We start from the raw sequence: 21,305 nt of genomic DNA, 5'->3' as shown, positions 1-21,305 counted from the left end.
TTATGAAGATTAGAATATTAGTTTTAATACTATGTGCCTTAACTCAAGGATGCACATATGTGGATGATTATATGCTCGGTAAGGATAATACGCCCCAACCCAAAGAGCTAAAAGAAATTCAGCCCAAGGTTAAAATGGCACAAAGCTGGACAACTCCAGTTGGAAAGGCTCATAAAACAAATGAGTATTTAAATATCAAACCAGCTATTCGTGGCGATATAATTTATACTGCAGATGCAAGTGGACTGGTTCAGGCAGTTAACAGGAAAGATGGTCAGATAAAGTGGTCTACCGCATTAAAAAATAATATAGTTAGTGGACCAACTGTAGCTGCTGGTTATGTTGCTGTAGGAACTAATGCCTCCACATTGGTACTACTTAATCAATCGGACGGAAAAGAGATATGGCAGAATAAAGTATCTGCTGAAGTATTAGCTCCTCCTGCTATCTCACATCAAAAGGTCATTGCAAAAACCATTGATGGTAAAGTGTATGCGATTGATGCGGTAAACGGCAAGCAACTGTGGGTTGCAGATCATGGCGCTCCCAGCCTGGTGTTAAAAGCCAGCTCGTCCCCTATCATTGTCGACAATCTGGTTCTTGTCGGATTTTCCGATGGCAAATTAGATGCTTTGGAATTACAGACCGGACGATTGATCTGGCAAAGAAGCATTGCTTATGGAACAGGAGCTAGTGATGTCGAACGTTTAGTTGATATTGATTCTGACCCTATAATAAGCAATAACGTCGCCTATTTGGCAACTTATCAGGGATATGTTGGAGCACTATCACTGTCTGATGGCCAATTCATATGGAGAAAGCCAGCATCTGTTTATAAAAATATGCTTTTAAGTCATAATAATCTGTATTTTACGGACAGCAATGATGTCTTGTGGTCTTTGAATAGTAGCACAGGACAGGTCAACTGGAAGCAAACCTCCCTAAAGGCAAGAGGTCTTACTGCACCTGCATTAGTTGGAGGAAATTTAGCTGTTGGTGATAAAACAGGATATTTACATATCCTATCAACTCAAACAGGTGAGTTACTTGGACGTTCTCAGCTTTCTGGTGGAGTAACAGTATCACCGAGTGTTTCTGGTAAAAATATGTATGTATTAACCAATAATGGAATGCTCAATCAACTTTCAGTGAGCTAATAAAATGATCCCTGTTATCGCTTTAGTTGGGCGTCCCAATGTTGGAAAGTCTACTTTGTTTAATAGAATTACTAAAACGCAGGATGCTCTTGTCGCAGATTTTCCTGGCTTGACAAGGGATAGACAATATGGACACGCTCAACATGAAAACAAGTCCTTTATTATTGTTGATACCGGAGGCATAGGAGTTGATGACATTGAAGTAGATACTTTGATGTCAAGACAGTCTCAAGTTGCTTTAAACGAAGCAAATGTGATTCTTTTCTTGGTGGATGGCCGTTCAGGACTAACAGGTATAGATCAGCAAATTGCACAAGCATTAAGAAAATTTAATAAAAAAGTACATCTTGTTGTCAATAAAACAGATGGAATGAATGAAGATATTGCTTGTGCCGATTTTCAATCATTAGGCATTACTGATATACATGCTATATCTGCATCTCATGGTGGAGGCATCAGTTCACTACTCGAAGAAATTCTCGAGCCATTTACAACAGAAACGCATGAAGCAACTGATGATAAAGCGATCAAAATTGCTTTTGCGGGGCGCCCTAACGTTGGAAAATCAACTTTGATAAACAGGATATTAGGGGAAGAAAGAGTAGTTGTTTATGATATGCCCGGAACAACTCGAGATAGTATTTCAATACCCTTTACAAGAGAAGATAAGCAATATGTGCTTATTGATACTGCTGGTGTACGGCGTAAGTCTCGAATTGATGAAAAAATAGAAAAGTTTTCTGTCATCAAAACTCTGCAAGCTATAAAAGAAGCTCATGTCTGTTTGTTACTTCTTGATGCAAATGAAGGCATTACCGATCAAGATATGAATTTGCTCGGTTTTATTATTGAATCTGGTAAAGCACTAGTTATTGCTGTGAATAAATGGGATGGCCTGGAAGAAGATCATAAAGAAAAAATAAAGTCAGAACTGTCAAGAAGGTTGCATTTTGCAAATTTTGCAAAAATAAGATTTATTTCAGCATTGCATGGGAGCGGGGTAGGTGGATTATTTAAAGATATTAATGAAGCCTATCATTCAGCAATACAATCCTTTTCTACTCCAAAACTAACCAGATTATTACAAGATATCAGCGCAAAGCATACACCACCATGCATCAATGGCCGACGAATAAAATTACGCTATGCTCACCTTGGCGGACACAATCCTCCAGTCATTGTTATTCATGGAAATCAACTCGATGCCTTGCCAGAAAGTTATAAACGTTATTTAAACAATGAGTTTATTAAGCATTTAGGATTAGTAGGTACTCCTTTAAAAATCGAGTTTAAAGGAGGTCAAAATCCATTTGCCAATAAAAAAAATAAATTATCACAAAGGCAAGTGAACAAGAAGAAACGATTAATGCGATGGGCAAAAAGCAAGAAATAGCACTCCGGTTCACCTCAGCCAGGTTTAAATTGTTCTAATGAAAAAAGGTACTAATCTCTTCTTATTAATCTGCTTTGAGTGTTAATACATCACAAACCGAATGATTTACTACAGCATGCGCTGTACTTCCTAGAATAGACGGTAATCCTGTAGCAGAGTGTGAGCCTATTATAATTAATTGGCAATTCAGATCTTTTGCTTTGTTTAATATATGTTCTTTTACGGACCCGATTTCTACAAATTGTTGTTCCTGAGGTATTTGTAAACTTTCTCCAATTAATGATAATACAGTCTGGGCATCCTCTTTTGATGGGTTAGCTAGCTCCGTAAAACCCAATCCTTGAGCTATTAATATACTTGTTGGCAACTCAATCACATGTAATAGATACAATTTTGCATTAAACTGTTTAGCAATATTAGCAGCCTTTTCTGTAAGGTGGCTATGCTCATTTAACAAATCTGTGGCAAATAAAATATTTGTATACATGTTAACCTCATTTTAAATAGAATCATTAAGTTATAGTGTAGTAGATTATGATATCTATGTGTAATTTGGTATTTTTAAATTAGAGTTTAATTCTCTTAGAGGAACAAGAACAAAATCTCGTAAATGGAAACAAGGATGTGGAACGATTAAGTTTTTTGTGCGAATTAATCTATAACCATATAAAATGATATCAATATCTAATGTTCTTGGCCCCCAAAACTTTCTCCTGACTCGCTTGTGCCTGTTTTCTATTTTCTGGCACCACTTAAGGAGCTTATGGGGTAACAGAGTAGTTCGTATCTCTATAACGACATTACAAAATTCCTGTTGATTTTCAAAGCCCCAGGCCTTATTCCAATATAAGCGAGACACCTTGATAAGGCATGTTGATGGAATCTGTTTGATTTCATTAATGGCTTGTCTTATTTGACGCTCAGGATTTTTTTGATTCGATCCCAAGCTCAGATAGCAAACATTCATTTTGCTATTTTCCGTTTACGACGTTTTTTAGGCCGCCCGGGCGTTGTTGCAGCCAATTGGGTTACCATGTTATTTTTTTCAACATTATCGACTTCTTGAAACGTGGCCCACCACTGCGCCAGCTCCATTGACTCATCACCAGATAATGCCCTAAGAGCCATAAAATCATACGCTGCTCTGAATCGAGGATGAAGAAGTAAATTAAATGCTCTGCCACCAAATCTTTTTTCGAAGCGATATTGCAAAAGCCAAATTTCCCTTATAACCTGGCTATACCTTTTAGGTATCGAAATAATTGCATTCTGTTCACTAAGCACTATAGACATGGCTTTTTCAATCGAGGGTAAAGGCGGAAGCCCAGATTCTTGCAGTTTTCTGGAACACTCTATCATTGGAAACCATAACAAAACAGCAATAAGAAATGCCGGAGTCACAGGCTTTCCATCACGTATTCTTGTATCAGTATTTTCAAGTGCTATGCCCAAAAGCGGATTAACCGGGTAATGACTATCAAATAGAGCAGCTGTTTGAGGAAATAGATAATTAAATAAACCATACTCGACCAATAATTTTTGAACCGATTCGGCTTCTCCGCATTGATAAAGTTTCGTTATTTCATCAAATAGTCGCGAACTGGAAACATGGGTTATAAGGTGGCTTATTTTGGGGAAGGGAGCTTTGGTTTCCGGAGATAAATTAAATTGCAGCTTGGCACTAAACCTGACAGCACGTAACATACGGACAGGATCCTCTTGATAACGCGTAACGGGATCGCCAATTATTCGAATTAACTTTTGCTTAACGTCTTCTACACCACCAGTAAAATCAATGATTGAAGAATCAGAAATATTATAATAAAGAGAGTTTATTGTGAAATCACGTCTCCATGCGTCTTCGTCCAGAGAACCATAAACATTATCTCTTACAAGCATGCCGCGTTCATTAAATTGGTGGCTTGCATCGCTTGAGTTATGGCCACGAAAAGTTGCTACTTCAATAATTTCACGATGAAATAAAATATGTACCAGTTTAAATCGACGACCAATGATACGAGCATTTTTAAAAAGATTTTTTACCTCATTGGGAGTCGCATTTGTCGCTATATCAAAATCTTTAGGCGCTTTATGGAGCAGTAAATCTCTGACACTGCCTCCAACGATATAGGCCTGAAAACCATGGCTGATTAAACGGTTAAGAACTTTAAGCGCATTATTACTTATATCTGCTTTCGATATGTTATGTTTATTTCTCGGGATGATATAAGCCAAGTCAATTGCATGTCCATGCGACCTGTTTCTTCGTAACAGTTTTTTAATAAACTTGATGATTGTTGTTTCTCTCTAAATTGATTAAACAGTAATTCGGTTGTGTTTTCAATTATCCTGCAAGTTTAATATTTACTTTACAGAAATATTCAATTCTATAAAGCTTAACACGTAAACTTTTCAGATGACTATTTAATCTAAATTGTTAACACCAAGCAATTATAACGAAGCAAATGATCAAAGTGAATCATTTACCTTTACAAATATTTTAGAGAAAATAATATATCTTGCATTTTATTAGGATAATAAATGGATTTTATTGATATAGGCCTTAGTTTAACTGCTTTGATTATTCTTGAAGTTGTTCTTGGAATAGATAATCTGGTTATTCTATCGATTCTTACAGAAAAATTACCACGTGAAAAAAGAAAAAAGGCGAGAAGATGGGGCTTAACATTTGCCTGGATGACACGACTTCTTTTACTAGGCTCAGCAGTTTTTTTAGTTAAGTTAGTAAAACCAATTCTGACAATAGGCAGTCTGGTATTTTCTGCTCGTGATCTGTTCCTCATATTAGGTGGTGCTTTTTTAATTTGGAAGTCAACTGATGAAATTCATCAGGACGTTATGAATGAGCCATTAATGGAACCTGTTTCAAAAAATGTTTCTTCATCTGCCACTTTCAGGGGGGTTGTTATTCAAATCGCATTGCTTGATATTATATTTTCACTAGATAGCGTTCTCACAGCCGTAGGGCTAACATCTCATTTTATAGTCATGGCAGTAGCAATTACCATCGCAATTATCATTATGATTTGGGCGAGTGAGCCTGTAAGTAAATTTATTAGCGAACATCCTACCATTAAAATGCTGGCGCTTAGTTATTTGATTTTAATAGGAACCGTTTTGGTAGCTGATGGTTTTGAATTCCATGTGCCCAGGGGATACTTGTATTTTGCTATGGGTTTTTCATTAGCAGTTGAATCACTCAACTTGATTAAAAATGAACGTGTAAAGCGTAAAAAACTAAAAAGAGAATAAGTATGTTATTTGTTAAAGCTTTTCATATTATCGCCTTGGTAGCCTGGTTCGCAGGGTTGTTTTATTTACCACGGCTCTACGTATACCACGCTGAATCACTAGATAAAATTAGCATTGATCGGTTTAAAATAATGGAAAGAAGATTATATTACGGAATTACATGGCCTGCAGCTCTTGCAACCACATTTCTTGGGTTGTGGCTATCCACTTACAATTTATCTTATTATCTTAAAGCAGGGTGGATGCACATGAAGCTTGCATTGGTTTTGCTCTTATGGGTATATCATTTAACTTGCGGCCACTTTCTTAAATCATTCGCCCTTGGAAAGAATACAAGAAGCTCTCGTTTTTATCGATTTTTTAATGAAATGCCTACACTGCTGCTGGTAGGCATTGTTTTGTTGGTGGTTGTAAAACCATTTTAATCCATTTCAACCATTTCGAAATCTTCTTTTCCTGCACCACAATCAGGACAAAACCAGTTTTCAGGAACATCTTCCCATCGTGTGCCTGGTTCAATACCATCTTCTGGCCAACCTTCAGCCTCATCATAAATAAAACCACAAATAACACAAATGTATCTTTTGTACTCTTGCATAGTCTAAACTCAATAAAAAAGTGCTAATTTATCTACTGTTGATGATTATGTAAAGTTAAACCTTTTTAATATCATAATAAATTTTAAATTAAACCTTATAATGAACATTATAACTTCGTCGAGAATTGACATAGGTTTGCTAAAATCAACCCCAAAAACCAGTCAATGTGGTTATCTTTTAAAGACAGGTGCTGCCACTATTTTTTGCAATATTCATGAAATGATTGTAATATTTTCTTGCCTCAGGGTTATCAGTCTAATTTGATTAGATAGTTTTTAATAAAATCATTATTTCGTCAATCAGAAAGAGTACCAGTAGAAAAATATTTTAACATTTTTTGTATAATAAATTTCTGAAACATCTTGAATATTAAAAATAATAACTGATATTTGTCTAAAGTTTATCATTTTTGGGATTTTCTATGAGCCGTTCTTCAGATTTATTTCATAAAGCACAAACAATCATTCCCGGAGGTGTTAACTCACCAGTTCGAGCTTTCAAAGGTGTTGGAGGTGAACCTGTTTTTTTCAAATCTGGCAAAGGTGCCTACCTGACGGATGTAGATGATAAACAATATATTGATTATGTTGGATCATGGGGACCACTTATCCTCGGACACTGCCATCCCAAGGTGATAGAAGCTGTGGATAATGTATTACACCGTGGTATGAGCTTTGGCGCTCCAACAGAACTGGAAATACAATTAGCTGAAAAAATTGCTTCCCTGATGCCATCAATAGAAAAAATTCGCATGGTGAACTCAGGAACTGAAGCAACTATGACTGCAATTCGGCTGGCGCGCGGATTCACCAATAAAAATAAATTTATTAAATTTAACGGCTGTTATCATGGGCATAGCGATAGCCTATTAGTTAAAGCGGGATCTGGTTTGCTTACTCTCGGAATTCCTTCAACTCCAGGCATTCCACAAAGCATTACCGAACATACTTTAACGGCTGATTTTAATAACCTGGAACAAGTTGCTCAACTCTTTGAAAAATATCCAAACGATATCGCTACTGTAATTTTGGAACCTATTCCTGGCAATATGGGATTTATCCTACCTAAGATAGAGTTTTTAAAAGGATTACGCGAGCTTTGCGATCAATATAATGCTTTGTTAATTTTTGATGAAGTAATGACTGGATTTAGAGTTGGTTTACATGGTGCACAGGGCTTGTTTGGGATTAAACCTGATATCACAACACTTGGAAAAATCATAGGTGGTGGTATGCCTGTAGGTGCTTTAGGTGGTAAACGTGAAATTATGTCCTTTCTGGCGCCTGAAGGCCCTGTATATCAGGCTGGTACTCTTTCAGGAAATCCATTGGCTATGGCCGCAGGTTTGGCTACTTTAAAAGAGATTGAAAAAATTAATTTTTTTGAAGATTTAAGCAATACGACTAATAAATTAACCGAGGCATTAGCTGATGCGGCAGAAAACGCAAACATTCCATTTTTTGCTGCATCATTGGGCGGAATGTTCGGGTTTTGTTTTACAGATAAAAATAGTGTTGAAAATTATTTGGATGTTGCTTCCTCGGATGAAGTTTTATTTAAGAAATTTTTTCATGCTATGCTTGCTCAAGGAGTATATTTTGCGCCATCTATGTATGAAGCGGGATTTGTCTCCAGTATGCATGGTGATTTGGAAATACAAAAAACATATGATGCTGCTGAATTGGTACTGAATCAATTAAAATCTGCCTGATAGCAGAATTGTACCTTATTACCTTAAGTTACTTAAATACAATTTTTAAAATCAGTATTTGGGTAATTAAGTTCAGTAAAGCGTCTAAATGCGATTGCAGAACAGATTTTTAAATCTGGTTAACTGCAATTTTAAATAATTAATAAAACACTAGACAGCTGTTTTTCCCTATGTCATATTCCATTCTCTAGATCGCAAGTAGGGAATCTTGGTGAAAAATCAGATTTGCGCAGAATAAGTAAAAAGTTTCTAATTGGACCTAATAACACAACTGCAGTTTGATTATTAAAATATATTTAATTCATTTTAGATACTTTTTCACTTGCTGACGAAAGGTGGTTTTTCTCTGATTTGTCCACAAGGGTTAGTGTTAATATTCAAGAAGAGCTCAACTAGCAAGGGAAAGCATATAATGTTGATTTTGAGTAAAAGAAGAGGACTATGGAGTTCCATGCCCCAAGGTACATTTGCATTATTTTTTATACAAGTTGTTTCCACTTTAAGCTTTAGTGTTCTTTATTCAACTCTTGTATTGTACATGAAAGGTAAACTTGGTTTACCCATAGCCACAGCAAACAGCATCATGGGGGTATTTATAGCCTACAATTTTGCGCTGCATCTCTTAGGTGGTTTTTGGGGTGGCAGACTGCTCTCTAATCGCTCCTTATTTTGTGTTGGGATGATCGCGCAAATTGTAGGATGTGTTTTGCTCTCTATAGGAAATACAACTTTTTTATATTATGGCTTGGCTGCATTCTTAACAGGTTCAGGGTTAAATGTAACATGTGTAAATTGTATGCTGACTCAGCAATTTGCACCTGAAGACTCCCGAAGAGAAACCGCATTTCTCTGGAATTATGCGGGAATGAATATTGGCTTTTTTATTGGATTTAGCCTCAGTGGGGCGTTCCAGATTTCTCAAAACTATCAAAGGCTTTTTCTTTTAAGCAGTTTAGGTAATCTTGTTGCTTTGCTTATATGCCTTTATTTCTGGCAACAATTACATGATAAAAACACTACTTACTCAAGAAAGGACAAACCTGCACAAAGAAAAGCAACAGCATTTGGGATTGGGCTAATTTTTGTACTTCCATTTATTTTAAGACAATTATTGCAGTATGCTGATTGGGCCAATAAATTGGTTATTGTCACTGGAATTATTATGCTCATATTAATCTTGATATTAGCCCAACAACAATCTACAAAAGAAGCAAGAGACAAGATTTATGGATTTGCAGTATTAATGTTGGTTGGTACTGTATTTTGGATGTTATATCAAATTGGCCCAATGGGGTTAACCGTATTCATTGACCATAATGTGCAACGACAATATGGTAATTGGATTATTCCGCCACAGTGGTTTCAAAATATTAATACTGTAGTCATAGTATTCGGAGGGCCACTATTGGGTTTCATCTTAAATAGAATGCGTCAAAATGGATCTCAGATAAATATTCCTACTCAATTTGCTTTCGCATTATTTTTTATAGGGGTTGCTTTTGCTATCTTACCAATAGGTATCAATTATGCTAATCAGCATGGTATGGTTAATCCGGGTTGGGTAGTAATAAGCTTTATATTACAAAGTATTGGCGAACTTCTAATATCTCCAATTGGCTATGCGATGATAGGAGCGTTGGCCCCAACCTCACTCCAGGGTGTCATGATGGGAATGTGGATGCTGAATACTGGAGTTGGTGCTACTCTATCCAGTTATAGCTCAAACTTAATGATTATTGGTCAAGAAAGTACTTCTCCTTTATTAACCAATGAGGGTTACAGTCATGTCTTTTTGATGCTTGGTTTGTTTGCAATAGGATCATCCGTTATCCTTTTCATTTTAGTGCCTAAACTAAGAAAACTGATCAAAGAAAAAAACTTGAATGGCTTTAAACAGTCTGGCTTAGAGGTAACTGAAAGAGTAGCTTTATGTGAGTAGTCCCTTTGTCCCAATTATAACGGCAGATATTGATTGGCGTGATGATCTGCCGTATTCCTTACAATTTGATGATATTTACTATTCTGCTGAAGGTGGAATTAATCAAAGTCTTTATGTTTTTGTCGAAGGTAATAATTTGATTAATCGTTGGCAACAATTACCAACCAATGAATCAAATGTATTTACAATCGCTGAAACTGGTTTCGGTACAGGTATGAATTTCTTATTAACCTGGAAACTATGGGAAAAATTTGCACCTCAAAATGCCCGCTTACATTATATTTCCTGTGATAAACATCCATTAAAAAAAAATGACCTAATCAAATGCTTACAAAAGTGGCCAGAACTGAGTGTGCAGGCTGAAAAATTAATAGCGCACTATCCTGTTTTGACACCTGGTTATCATCATTTAACATTTAGTAACAATCAGATTACTTTAACATTAATGCTAGGAGACGTGCTGGAGTGCTATGAGCAATTATTATTCTGTGGGGACATTAACCTTGAACATCAATTGAGAGAATCCTATGTTAATGCTTGGTACCTGGATGGATTTTCACCATCAAAAAACCAATCCATGTGGTCTGACAATCTGTTCACTGTCATTGCCATGCTATCTAAAGAAAGCACCACAGTAGCCACCTATTCCGCTTCCAGTATCGTCAAAACTGCTTTAACCAATGCAGGATTTGTTATTGAAAAAAGAAAGGGATTTGGACCCAAACGACACATGATATGCGCTCATTATGAAAAAGCTTATTCAAGTTCAAAAAAAAATCGCCATACCCCGTGGCACATAAACTATCCTGTGACAAAGGACGAAAGAACAGCGCTCATTGTTGGAGGAGGGCTTGCAGGTTGTTTTATTGCAAATAGCCTCGCTAAGCGTGGATGGGAAGTGACCATATTAGAAGAAAAAGAGAAAGTGGGATGTGGTGGCTCAGCAAATCAACAGGCTGTATTGTTCCCTAAGTTATCCACCTATAAATCACCATTTACTCAATTTATGCTTTATTCCTTTCTTTATGCTAATGACGTTTACAAGGAACTTTTGAAATATTATGACCTTGGTGAATTAAAAGGCTCTTTGCTGTTAGCTCATAACGAGAAGGAAAAAGCAAACCAGCAAAGTCTTATTCATTGGCTAGAATTATACCCTGAATTAGGGCAATTAGTGGATGAAAAGCAGTCTTCTGAATTATCAGGGATATCTTTGCCATGCGGTGGTTTATTTATTCCATCTTCCGGCTGGATTAATTCCCCTGAACTATGCGATATTTTAATTGATAATAAAAGAATTTCTCTAATCACTGGCAATAGAGTTCAATCTATTAACTATAATCAAAAAAACTGGGTAGTTAATGGCATTGAAGCCTCGGTACTAATTTTGGCAAATGGACAGCAAGTAAATTATTTTCACGAAACCAATCATTTGCCTGTAAAAGCCATTAGAGGACAAATGACTACGATTCAATCAACACAAGAAAGTACCAAATTGAAGATTCCTTTATGTGCCGAAGGGCATGTTTTACCAGCTTTAAACAATAGTCATAAAGTAGGGGCAAGTTATGATATTGGCACATCTGAGCCTGAGCTTAATGCTCTGGATGATCAATTAAACCTTGCCCGATTAAAACGTATAGCGCCTGATATAATGTGGTCCCAAAACGTGTTAGACCATTGGGCTGGTATACGAGCTGCATCACCAGATTACTTGCCTATAGTGGGACCCCTCCCCAATGCGCTTGAATTTAAAGAAATTTATTCAGAATTAAAATCTAACTCCAAACGATGGATAGCTGAAGCAGCTCCTTGCTATCCAAATCTATATGTGTGTGCGGCTTTTGGGTCAAGAGGATTAACAACAATACCTCTCGCAACTGAATGGTTAGCTGGTTTAATTAATAAGGAAATTTCAATACTGCCCAGAAAATTGATACAAGCTATATCGCCCGCCCGATTCTTAAGAAAAAAAATTATACAGGGACCATAAGAGATATATTGAAGATATATTGATAATTCGACTTAACTTCATCTTTCTTTATCAGTTATAATTTTAATTTTTATGTGAGCTGATTGTGCAGAATATTGAGTTTTATCAAATAGATGCTTTTACGGACAAAGTCTTCCATGGTAATCCGGCTGCGGTTTGTATTCTCGATGATTGGTTAAATGATGAGCTATTAAAAGCCATTGCTGCGCAAAATAATTTGGCAGAAACCGCTTTTATTATAAAAGATGATCAAGATTTTCATATTCGCTGGTTTACTCCTAATGGGGAAATTAATCTATCAGGACATGCAACTTTGGCAGCAGGGTTTGCTTTACTTGAGTCAAATAAAGGACCTAGTAATTCTATTGTTTTTCACCACTCCAGTGGACAGATTTCGGTAGAAAAGAGAAAGGAAAAGTTTGTTCTGAATTTTCCAAGAATAGGTTATAAGAAAACTCTTTCACCAGACCCAATTGTATCACTATTGGATCAACCTGCTATAGAAGTATTTGAAACAGACCTTGATTATCTAGTTTTACTTGAACATGAGTCACAGATTCGAAATTTACAAATCGATTTATTTGCTTTAGCAAAACTCCCCAAAAGAGGAATCATTGTGACCTCAACAACAACAGAAGCCGATTTCTATTCCCGATGTTTTTATCCAAAACACAGCATTGCAGAAGATCCTGTTACCGGCTCAGCACATTGCATATTAGCTCCTTTTTGGGCAGAAAAACTCAATAAGAACAGCCTATATGCTATCCAGGGATTACACAGAAAAGGGGAGTTATATTGTGAGCTCGAGAGGAATAGGGTATTGATTTCCGGCCATTGTCGATGGTATCTACGCGGGCATTTAGTAATTTAATAAAATCGATTGAGATGCATTCATCATTGAAGCATAATATAAAACCCATTTAGGAGCCAATGGAGCATGCCATTCCAAAAGGAATTCTCTTCAGGAGAATAAGGTAAAATAGTCAACCGCTTCAAAGTTCAGTAATAATAAAAACATGCGCAGCAATTTTGACTGCACTATAAATAAAAACTAGACCAACTGATGGAGGAAAAAAATGAGTAGCAAAAGTGGAGGTTTAGCCGGTGTAGTTGCTGGTCAATCAGCAATTGCCACAGTTGGACTGGCAGGCAAAGGATTAAATTATAGAGGCTATTCAATAAATGATCTGGCTGAATATGCAAGTTTTGAGGAAGTTGCTTATCTGCTTCATTATGGTGAACTTCCTACCCAAAAGGAACTTGATGTATACATAAAAAAGCTGGTTAACCTAAGACATATACCTGATGTGCTTAAAACGGTTTTGAAGCTTATACCTAAAAATACTCATCCAATGGATGTACTGCGAACAGCATGTTCTTTTTTAGGCACTATCGAACCTGAAGAGAATTTTAAGCAACAATATGAAATAGCTGATCGTTTGCTAGCTCTTTTCCCAGGAATAATGTGTTATTGGTATACATATCATTTCAAAAATAAGGAAATCTCTGGCTTAAGTGAAGAAGACACAACAGGAGGACACTTTCTGGCGTTATTACACGGACGCAAGCCCAGCAAAATAGAAACCGATATGATGAATGTCTCTTTGATCTTGTATGCTGAACACGAATTTAACGCTTCTACCTTTGCTGCAAGAGTTACAGCGGCAACACTGGCAGATTTTTACTCAGCGATCACAAGTGCTATAGGAACATTGCGTGGTCCTTTGCATGGTGGCGCTAATGAAGCAGCTATGGGGTTAATTGAGCGCTTTAAAACCCCTGATGAAGCAGCGATAGGCATAAAACAAATGCTTGCCAGCAAAGAACTGATCATGGGATTTGGACATCGAGTTTATACAACTTGTGATCCACGCTCAGATATTATTAAGAAATGGTCATTTAGATTAGGTGAAGAAAAGGGGAACCTACTTTTATACCATATTTCAGAACGTATTGAAGAAATCATGTGGCAAGAGAAAAAACTATTTCCCAACCTGGATTTTTATAGTGCATCCGCTTATCATTACTGCGATATACCAACTCATTTGTTTACCCCAATTTTTGTGATGTCACGCATCACAGGATGGTCTGCGCACGTATTTGAGCAAAGAGCAAATAATAAACTAATAAGACCTACTTCAGAATATATAGGCCCAGATTCCAGGCCATTTCCTGCTATTGAAACACGAGGTTAATATGCACAATTATGTAGAGGATAATGTTAAGCCAGACTATGATCAGGTTATAACAGATATAGCTGATTTTGTATTAAATAAAGAAATTGATAGTGTGCAGGCCTATGAGACTGCGCGGTTATGCTTAATGGATACACTCGGTTGTGGCATATTGGCCCTTAACTTTCAGGAATGTACCAAATTAATGGGACCTATAGTACCGGGAGCAACTCTTCCTGGAGGCGCGAGAGTACCAGGTACTAATTATGAACTGGATCCGGTTCAAGCTGCTTTTAATATCGGCACGATGATACGATGGCTAGACTTTAATGATACTTGGCTCGCTGCAGAATGGGGGCACCCTTCTGATAATTTGGGTGCTATTTTGGCTGTTGCCGATTATTTGTGCCGGGAAAATTGTAATCATGGACGTCCGCCCATCTTGATGCATGATGTACTTACGGCAATGATTAAAGCACATGAAATTCAAGGTTGTTTGGCCCTGGAAAATAGCTTCAATCGCGTCGGTCTTGATCATGTCATATTAGTTAAAGTAGCGAGTGCCGCTGTTGCTGCTCACTTGTTTGGAGCAGATCGTGATATGATGCTAAGAACTCTCTCGCAGGTTTTTGTGGATGGACAAAGCTTGAGAACATATAGACATGCTCCCAATGCAGGTTCAAGGAAATCATGGGCAGCAGGAGATGCTACCTCCCGTGCGGTTCGTTTGGCTTTAATTGCCAAGGCAGGGGAAATGGGATATCCAAGCGCCTTGACCGCACAAACATGGGGATTTTATGACGTGCTATTTGGTAAAAAACAATTCAAGTTTCAACGCCCTTACGGCAGCTATGTGATGGAAAATGTGTTATTCAAGTTATCTTATCCTGCTGAATTTCATGCACAAACCGCTGTCGAATGTGCCGTAAAATTACATCCTATAGTAAAAAATAGATTAGAGGATATTGCTAGAATTGAATTAATCACACATGAGTCAGCAATAAGAATAATAAGTAAGCAAGGTGCTTTATATAATCCTGCCGACAGAGATCACTGCTTGCAATATATGGTTGCAGTAGGACTTCTCTTTGGTGATTTAAAGGCAGAGCATTATGAAGACGACGTTGCCGCAGATCCCAGAATAGATGCTTTACGAGCTAAAATGCATGTAACTGAAAATGAACGGTTTTCACGCGATTATCATGATCCGGAAAAACGCTCTATAGCTAACAGCATGAGAATCATCTTTAAAGATAGCTCAGAAAGTGAATTAATAACTATAGAATACCCTATTGGCCATAAACGGAGACGAGAAGAGGGGATTCCCGTTTTAATGTCTAAATTCAAGCGTAATCTGAGTACAAGATTCTCAACTGACATGGTTGAAAAGATTATTTATGCCATGAGCGACACCAACACGCTATCATCTATGAAAGTAAGTGATTTTATGGCCATGTGGATAGTAAATTAAAAAGACTAACTAATACCCACGCTCAATCTGTTATCTGTACTGACTTTTAGCAAAGACCAGGAGGGGGCTAAGCGTATAGCAAAGCCAACCCTCCTTACTAAATCGTGGCCTTCAAAAATAGGTTTTATATTTTCCTTTGTAAACCGGCAATAGCAAGAACCTTTGTCGATATTTCTTCTATGGAATATTTTGTTGAATTGATATAAGGAATATTTTCTCGTTGGTACATGGCTTCTACTTCTGTTACCTCTAATCTGCACTGCTCTGCAGAGGCATATTTGCTATTTGGTCTACGTTCAGAGCGAATTTGCTGCAAACGTTGTGCGTCAATTGTTAGTCCAAATAATTTTTGTTTATAAGGTCTTAATACCTCTGGTAAGCGAAAACCCACCAAATCTTCTTCTGTAAAAGGATAATTGGCAGCTAAAATGCCATATTGCAGTGCCATATATAAGCAACTGGGAGTTTTGCCACAACGTGAAACTCCTATAAGAATAATATCTGCTTTATCGTAACCACGCGTTTTTATTCCATCGTCATGTGAAAGGGCAAAATCGATTGCTTCAATTCGATGGGAATAGGATTTCACATTCGCAACCCCATGAGTCCTGCCTACTGTATAAGATGATTTCTCTTCAAGCTCATTTTCCAATGGTCCAATAAAAATACTAAACAAATCAAAAACACAGGCATGCGCCTTTTTAATGGCTTGTCTAATTTCTGGATCAACTAAAGTCATGAATACTAAGGGCTTGGTTCCTTGCTCTGAAAAACATTGATTAATTCTTAGTACAACACTTTCTGCTCTGTGAGTTGAATCTATGTAGGGTATTGTTATTTTTTCAAATTGAATATTCTCAAATTGAGTAATCAGACTATTACCTAATGTCTCAGCCGTAATTCCTGTACCATCGGAAAGCATAAAAACATAACGTTTCATAAGTGGCCTTTTTAATTCATTGATTAATAAATAAATAATATTTAAATTATAAATGGGAATAGCAATTGTACTTATTAATAGCCATCTGCTATCTTAAAAATAATAATATTACAAATCCAATCATGGGAACACTATGCAGCATAATATATACGAGAATAGTAAACTACATATTCTAGGGATTATCTGCCTTGTAACTTCCCTGGGTCTATTTTTCTTTAGCCTTTATATTGTACCTTTCTTAATTTGGCAATTGGATTACGATATCCCCGATTTTATTAGCAACATGATAGCATACGGGGAAGATGAGTATTATTTCAGCCCTATTACTAGCAAAACACTGGTTTGGCTTATCTTTTTTACACCAAGTATAATTATGGGTTATCTTTCTTATTACATCTCTAACTATATTGATAAAAACTATTTAGAACCCCAGGAAAAACCTTTAGAAAGTATGCAAGAAAAATCACCTTCCAAACCTGCCGGTCGTGGGAGAGATTCGACTATATTGGGATTGAAAATCATTCTCTTAATGGTTTTAATTGTTGCAATAATTTTTTTACTACAAATATTATTTGACCTAACAGCTTAGGTGAGGGAGTAGGGCATGTTTATCTTTAAACGATGGAAAATAAGAAAAATCACAAAAAGAATCAAGGCTATGCAAGCCAATAGAGTAAGTAATCAACCTGGCGATGAAGTTCTTAAAAAAGAAATCCTTTATTATTTTGAATTAGCCACAATTTTTAAAAAATTAAAGAATCATAAAAAATACCCTTACGCAGAAATCATGATGATTGAGTGTTATAGAACAGCAGCTAATCTCGATGACTCGGCAGCTAATTTTCAGCTAGGCCAAATTTTTCTGGACGAAGCAAAATACAGGCAAAAACTGGATAATGAAGGAATATTTAATAGTCAAGCCAACTTAAAAAGAGCACAGCAACTTTTTGATGAGGCCCATGCACATTTAATCGCAGCTGAAAAACTGGGGCATGTAGGTGCCAAGAGATTAAGAGGACTATGTATTATCAACGGCTGGGGTGTTGAAAGCGATAAGAATGCTGGATTCGAGTTGGTTGTGGACAGTATTGAACAAGAGGGAAGTTGGGATAAAATACCTCAAATATTTGCGTCAATGGGATTAAATAAACCAGAATTTTTCTCAGCTATTATGCAAAGAAGAAAAGGAGCATCTTAAAATTTATTCATGATTAATTTCCTAATCAAAAATTATTTATGAGGTATATATTATCGTTGCATTAAATAGAGTAAATGTGGACTTACATATTTAGGATTGGAATAGCAATGAACCAAAATGATGCTTCTAAAAAAGATAATGACAACTCCAATCAATTGGATACTGAATTAATAGGAAGTTACCAATCAATAACAATTGGTTTCTCTAAAGATGAACTTGCCAGTTTTTCAAAAATTGGTCAGCATAAGCACTATACTGCTGGAAGCATTATTTATAATGAAAATGATCTCGCTGACTCATTCTTTATTATAATCGATGGTGTTGCCGAAATATTTAAAAAAACTATCGATGAGTTTGGTGAGCATAATATCCATATTCTTGCTACCTTATCAAAAGATGATGTTGTAGGAGAAATGGCTCTCATAGAAAATAGTCGACGTTCTGCGTCGGTAAAGGCTAAAACTGATCTTAGTGTTATAGAATATCCGTTAGAAGTGGTAAAGGCTAAACCAAAGCTTAACTTGATGTTAATTAAAAATATGGCTCAAATACTTTCCAGGAGACTTCGTTTTACAAATGAAGTAACTGTGAAAAATATGCAGCAAGCTCTCAAAGAAGCATCAGGGCGCAATACATTGGGGGTATTTATCATAGCTCTGCTATGGATTATTTGCCTCTATACTTTATCTCTACATTTCCTGGTTACTGTAATACATCAGGTAACTGTCACTACCGTACTGTCAATCTGTTTAATCTCAATCTTTGCTGTAGCAATTCTCATTGCAATGCACTTTACTGGTCTCCCATATTCCAGATTTGGTATCACTGCGAAAGATTGGGGAAAAACTATCTTGGAAGCATTAGCTTTTACAATTCCTATTATGCTTTTTGTACTAATTATCAAGGTTTTTTTTATAATAGGTATCGATCATCTGGACAATACTCCTATATTTTCAGGAACAAAACGCTTTTTGGTAAATAATGAAGTGGATTGGGAATATTACTTTGCTATGATTTTTTTATATAGCCTTTTTGCCCCCATTCAAGAACTAATGGCCAGAAGTGCTTTACAATCTACTTTTTTTCATTTTTTACCCGGGGAAAAATTATTTCGTCAATGGAATGGAATTTTTCTGTCCAATCTAATCTTTGCAACTATGCACACTCACTTGGGGCTAACCTTTGCCTCATTAACTTTTATCGCCGGACTTTTTTGGGGATGGTTATTTCACAGACAGAAATCTCTTTTGGGAGTATCTGTTTCTCATGTGATTTTAGGCGTGTGGTCTCTATTTATTGTTGGGTTGCGCTAAGCTAATCAACATTTTACATCCAATAACCTATATACCAATTGATGATTGAGTCTCCCCAAAACATAGCTATTAATCCAGAAATGCAAAGAAAAGGGCCAAATGGTATTGCAGTATCTCTTGATTTACCATTTATCTTTAAATAAATCAAACCAATGATAGCCCCCGTTATTGAAGATATTAGTAGAATTAATGGTAAATACATCCATCCAAGCCAGGCACCAAATGCTGCAAATAATTTGAAATCTCCATGTCCCATACCTACTTTACCTGTCATCAGATAAAACAGATTAATGAATAGCCATAAGGCTAAATAAGCGCCAGCGCAGCTTAATACAGCAACGTCAAGACTAACAAATACATTCTGGGTATTAGCAATAAGGCCAATCCATAAGAGCCCTAAAGTGAGGCTATCAGGGAGTAATTGATGATCAAGATCAATAAAAACAAGTGATATTAATATCCAGATAGCTAATAAAGCAAATAATAATTGTATTGTAAACCCAAAATGCCAACTGGCGTATAAGGATAAAACTGTGGTCAACGTCTCAACAAAAGGGTAGCGGATTGAAATTGGACTATCACATTGGTAACAGCGTCCTCTTAACAAAATATAGCTTAACAGAGGAATATTCTGCCACGCTTTAACCATCGCTTTACAATGAGGACAAAAAGAACGTGGTAAAAATAAATTAAGTTTTATTTTTTCTTTTCGCTGTTCAAGATGGAATAGCTCACAGCATTGCTCTTTCCACTCTTCCTGCAAAATAATTGGTAAGCGATAGATTATCACATTAAGCAAACTTCCAACGGCTAGAGAAAAGAGTCCAACGACTAAATACATAAACCATGGATAATTGATTATTAGTGCATTTATCATTGACACGTTTGCCTATATTGTATGATTAAATTAAATAGGATCTGTTTAAACAGCAGAACCCAGTTTGAAAATAGGTAAATACATAGCCACCACCAATCCCCCAACCAGTATACCCAATATTGACATAATTATCGGCTCCAATAAACTACTCAGGGCATCTACAGCATTATTTACTTCTTCCTCATAAAAATCAGCCACTTTGCTTAACATTTTTTCAAGGGCACCTGATTCCTCACCAATTGCTACCATTTGAATTACCATATTTGGAAATAAATGAGTATTTTCCATAGCAGTAAACATTTGCTGTCCTGTTGCAACTTCTTCTCTGATTTTATCAGTCGCCTTGGCATAAATAATATTCCCGGTCGCTCCAGCTACAGATTTCAATGCTTCAACCAGGGGTAATCCAGCAGCAAAAGTAATGGATAATGTCCTCGCAAATCTAGCAATTGCTGCTTTCTCTAAAATAGGGCCAATTACAGGGAATTTTAGCATCACTCTGTCAATGGTTTGCGCAAACTCTAAAGAATGATTTTTAGCATAAAAAAAGCTATAGACAATCCCACCCAAAGCTCCAAAAATAATATACCAATAAGCCTGCATAAATTCAGACATAGTGATCACAGCTCTAGTCATCGCTGGCAAATCAGCTCCAAATCCTTTAAACAACGATTCAAATTGAGGAACCACATAGATTAATAATCCCGCAGTAACCAAAAGTGCGACAACCATAACAGCAATTGGGTAAGTGAGAGCTTTTTTTATTTTCTTTTTTATGATTTCAATTTTTTCTTTATACGTTGCAACCTTGTCAAGCATGATATCTAATGAGCCTGATTTTTCACCAGCATCGACAAGATTACAAAATAATTCATTAAAATAGAGTGGATGTTTAATTAAGGATTCTGCCAGCGTTAGCCCCGTTTCGATATCGTGCTTAATTGTTTCTATTAAGTCTTTAAGTCTTTTATTGCTTTGTCCTTTGGCAACAATATCAAATGCTTGCACTAATGGTATTCCTGACTCGATCATCGTCGCTAATTGGCGGCTAAACACAGTAATATCTGCTTGTGTGATTTTTTTATTTTTTCTATCAAACAAAGGTTTTCTTTTTTTTACTACTTTATTGGTAACAATCCCCTGCTTACGCAAATCAGCTTTAGCTATTGCCAAGCTTCTCGCTTGAATATCACCCTCCATTTTTTGACCGGCTTTATTAATGCCTTGATAATGAAAGGTTAATAGGGGTGGGCTATTTTTATCCATC

General features: G+C 36.5%; 20 protein-coding genes. 13 read left to right on the top strand and 7 right to left on the bottom strand.

Annotated features, from left to right (window positions below):
• Positions 1-2 precede the first annotated feature (2 nt).
• Together bamB and der are read left to right on the top strand one after the other, a co-directional pair.
• Complete coding sequence (gene bamB, locus LPG_RS07720) at positions 3-1,157, top strand: outer membrane protein assembly factor BamB (RefSeq protein WP_016356919.1); 1,155 nt, start codon at positions 3-5, stop codon at positions 1,155-1,157.
• A gap of 4 nt (positions 1,158-1,161) precedes the next feature.
• Positions 1,162-2,550: a ribosome biogenesis GTPase Der gene (gene der / locus LPG_RS07715; protein WP_010947270.1), complete on the top strand. Its 1,389-nt coding sequence runs from the start codon at positions 1,162-1,164 to the stop codon at positions 2,548-2,550.
• 64 nt (positions 2,551-2,614) lie between these two features.
• Here the strand turns inward: der and LPG_RS07710 are convergent, their stop codons facing one another.
• The 3 genes from LPG_RS07710 to pcnB are packed head-to-tail and all read right to left on the bottom strand — an operon-like array spanning position 2,615 to position 4,785.
• Positions 2,615-3,037 carry a universal stress protein gene (locus LPG_RS07710; RefSeq protein WP_010947269.1) on the bottom strand — a complete coding sequence of 141 codons (423 nt, stop codon included), beginning with the start codon at positions 3,035-3,037 and terminating at the stop codon, positions 2,615-2,617.
• Positions 3,038-3,091: 54 nt separating this feature from the next.
• Positions 3,092-3,517 carry a 2-amino-4-hydroxy-6-hydroxymethyldihydropteridine diphosphokinase gene (gene folK / locus LPG_RS07705; RefSeq protein WP_010947268.1) on the bottom strand — a complete coding sequence of 142 codons (426 nt, stop codon included), beginning with the start codon at positions 3,515-3,517 and terminating at the stop codon, positions 3,092-3,094.
• The gene (pcnB, locus tag LPG_RS07700; protein ID WP_015444485.1) at positions 3,514-4,785 is read right to left on the bottom strand and encodes a polynucleotide adenylyltransferase PcnB; all 1,272 of its coding nucleotides are present in this window, start codon (positions 4,783-4,785) and stop codon (positions 3,514-3,516) included. The genes folK and pcnB overlap by 4 nt, the downstream gene beginning before the upstream one ends.
• Before the next feature lie 306 nt (positions 4,786-5,091).
• On the opposite strand from pcnB, the gene LPG_RS07695 reads away from it, so the two are divergent.
• The gene (locus LPG_RS07695) at positions 5,092-5,823 is read left to right on the top strand and encodes a TerC family protein (protein ID WP_010947266.1); all 732 of its coding nucleotides are present in this window, start codon (positions 5,092-5,094) and stop codon (positions 5,821-5,823) included.
• Between the two features lie 2 nt (positions 5,824-5,825).
• Entirely contained in the window at positions 5,826-6,248 is a 423-nt protein-coding gene (gene hemJ, locus LPG_RS07690; RefSeq protein ID WP_010947265.1) for a protoporphyrinogen oxidase HemJ, read from the top strand.
• On the opposite strand, the gene LPG_RS07685 is transcribed toward hemJ, so the two are convergent.
• A complete protein-coding gene (locus LPG_RS07685) occupies positions 6,245-6,421 on the bottom strand; it encodes a rubredoxin (RefSeq protein WP_010947264.1) in 177 nt (58 codons plus the stop codon). The genes hemJ and LPG_RS07685 overlap by 4 nt on opposite strands.
• A gap of 422 nt (positions 6,422-6,843) precedes the next feature.
• Here LPG_RS07685 and hemL point away from each other — a divergent pair, with 422 nt between their 5' ends.
• From hemL to LPG_RS07655, 6 genes are all read left to right on the top strand, one after another.
• Complete coding sequence (hemL, locus tag LPG_RS07680) at positions 6,844-8,133, top strand: glutamate-1-semialdehyde 2,1-aminomutase (protein WP_015444486.1); 1,290 nt, start codon at positions 6,844-6,846, stop codon at positions 8,131-8,133.
• Between the two features lie 412 nt (positions 8,134-8,545).
• Complete coding sequence (locus LPG_RS07675) at positions 8,546-10,072, top strand: peptide MFS transporter (protein ID WP_015444487.1); 1,527 nt, start codon at positions 8,546-8,548, stop codon at positions 10,070-10,072.
• Entirely contained in the window at positions 10,065-12,065 is a 2,001-nt protein-coding gene (gene mnmC / locus LPG_RS07670) for a bifunctional tRNA (5-methylaminomethyl-2-thiouridine)(34)-methyltransferase MnmD/FAD-dependent 5-carboxymethylaminomethyl-2-thiouridine(34) oxidoreductase MnmC (RefSeq protein WP_010947261.1), read from the top strand. The genes LPG_RS07675 and mnmC overlap by 8 nt, the downstream gene beginning before the upstream one ends.
• 85 nt (positions 12,066-12,150) lie before the next feature.
• Positions 12,151-12,936 carry a PhzF family phenazine biosynthesis protein gene (locus tag LPG_RS07665; protein ID WP_015444488.1) on the top strand — a complete coding sequence of 262 codons (786 nt, stop codon included), beginning with the start codon at positions 12,151-12,153 and terminating at the stop codon, positions 12,934-12,936.
• Between the two features lie 205 nt (positions 12,937-13,141).
• A complete protein-coding gene (gene prpC / locus LPG_RS07660) occupies positions 13,142-14,260 on the top strand; it encodes a bifunctional 2-methylcitrate synthase/citrate synthase (RefSeq protein WP_010947259.1) in 1,119 nt (372 codons plus the stop codon).
• 1 nt (position 14,261) lies between these two features.
• Complete coding sequence (locus LPG_RS07655; protein ID WP_015444489.1) at positions 14,262-15,710, top strand: bifunctional 2-methylcitrate dehydratase/aconitate hydratase; 1,449 nt, start codon at positions 14,262-14,264, stop codon at positions 15,708-15,710.
• 124 nt (positions 15,711-15,834) lie between these two features.
• Here the strand turns inward: LPG_RS07655 and ppsR are convergent, their stop codons facing one another.
• Positions 15,835-16,650, bottom strand: coding sequence for a posphoenolpyruvate synthetase regulatory kinase/phosphorylase PpsR (gene ppsR, locus LPG_RS07650; RefSeq protein ID WP_010947257.1), 816 nt, complete (start codon positions 16,648-16,650; stop codon positions 15,835-15,837).
• Between the two features lie 133 nt (positions 16,651-16,783).
• Between ppsR and LPG_RS07645 the strand changes: the two genes are divergently transcribed.
• The 3 genes from LPG_RS07645 (at position 16,784) to LPG_RS07635 (ending at position 19,161) form a co-directional block, all read left to right on the top strand.
• Positions 16,784-17,239 carry a hypothetical protein gene (locus LPG_RS07645; protein WP_010947256.1) on the top strand — a complete coding sequence of 152 codons (456 nt, stop codon included), beginning with the start codon at positions 16,784-16,786 and terminating at the stop codon, positions 17,237-17,239.
• Between the two features lie 15 nt (positions 17,240-17,254).
• Positions 17,255-17,848, top strand: coding sequence for a hypothetical protein (locus LPG_RS07640; RefSeq protein ID WP_010947255.1), 594 nt, complete (start codon positions 17,255-17,257; stop codon positions 17,846-17,848).
• Between the two features lie 107 nt (positions 17,849-17,955).
• Positions 17,956-19,161: a cyclic nucleotide-binding domain-containing protein gene (locus LPG_RS07635; protein ID WP_015444490.1), complete on the top strand. Its 1,206-nt coding sequence runs from the start codon at positions 17,956-17,958 to the stop codon at positions 19,159-19,161.
• A 13-nt stretch (positions 19,162-19,174) separates the two neighbouring features.
• On the opposite strand, the gene LPG_RS07630 is transcribed toward LPG_RS07635, so the two are convergent.
• Positions 19,175-20,038 (bottom strand): prepilin peptidase, encoded by an 864-nt coding sequence (locus LPG_RS07630; protein WP_015444491.1) that lies wholly within the window; start codon positions 20,036-20,038, stop codon positions 19,175-19,177.
• Between the two features lie 45 nt (positions 20,039-20,083).
• Positions 20,084-21,304, bottom strand: coding sequence for a type II secretion system F family protein (locus tag LPG_RS07625; RefSeq protein ID WP_010947252.1), 1,221 nt, complete (start codon positions 21,302-21,304; stop codon positions 20,084-20,086).
• Between the last annotated feature and the right edge of the window lies 1 nt (position 21,305).

The sequence above is a fragment of the Legionella pneumophila subsp. pneumophila str. Philadelphia 1 genome, assembly GCF_000008485.1.
Classification (GTDB): Bacteria; Pseudomonadota; Gammaproteobacteria; order Legionellales; family Legionellaceae; genus Legionella; species Legionella pneumophila.
This window is presented reverse-complemented; position numbering and strand designations above follow the sequence as displayed.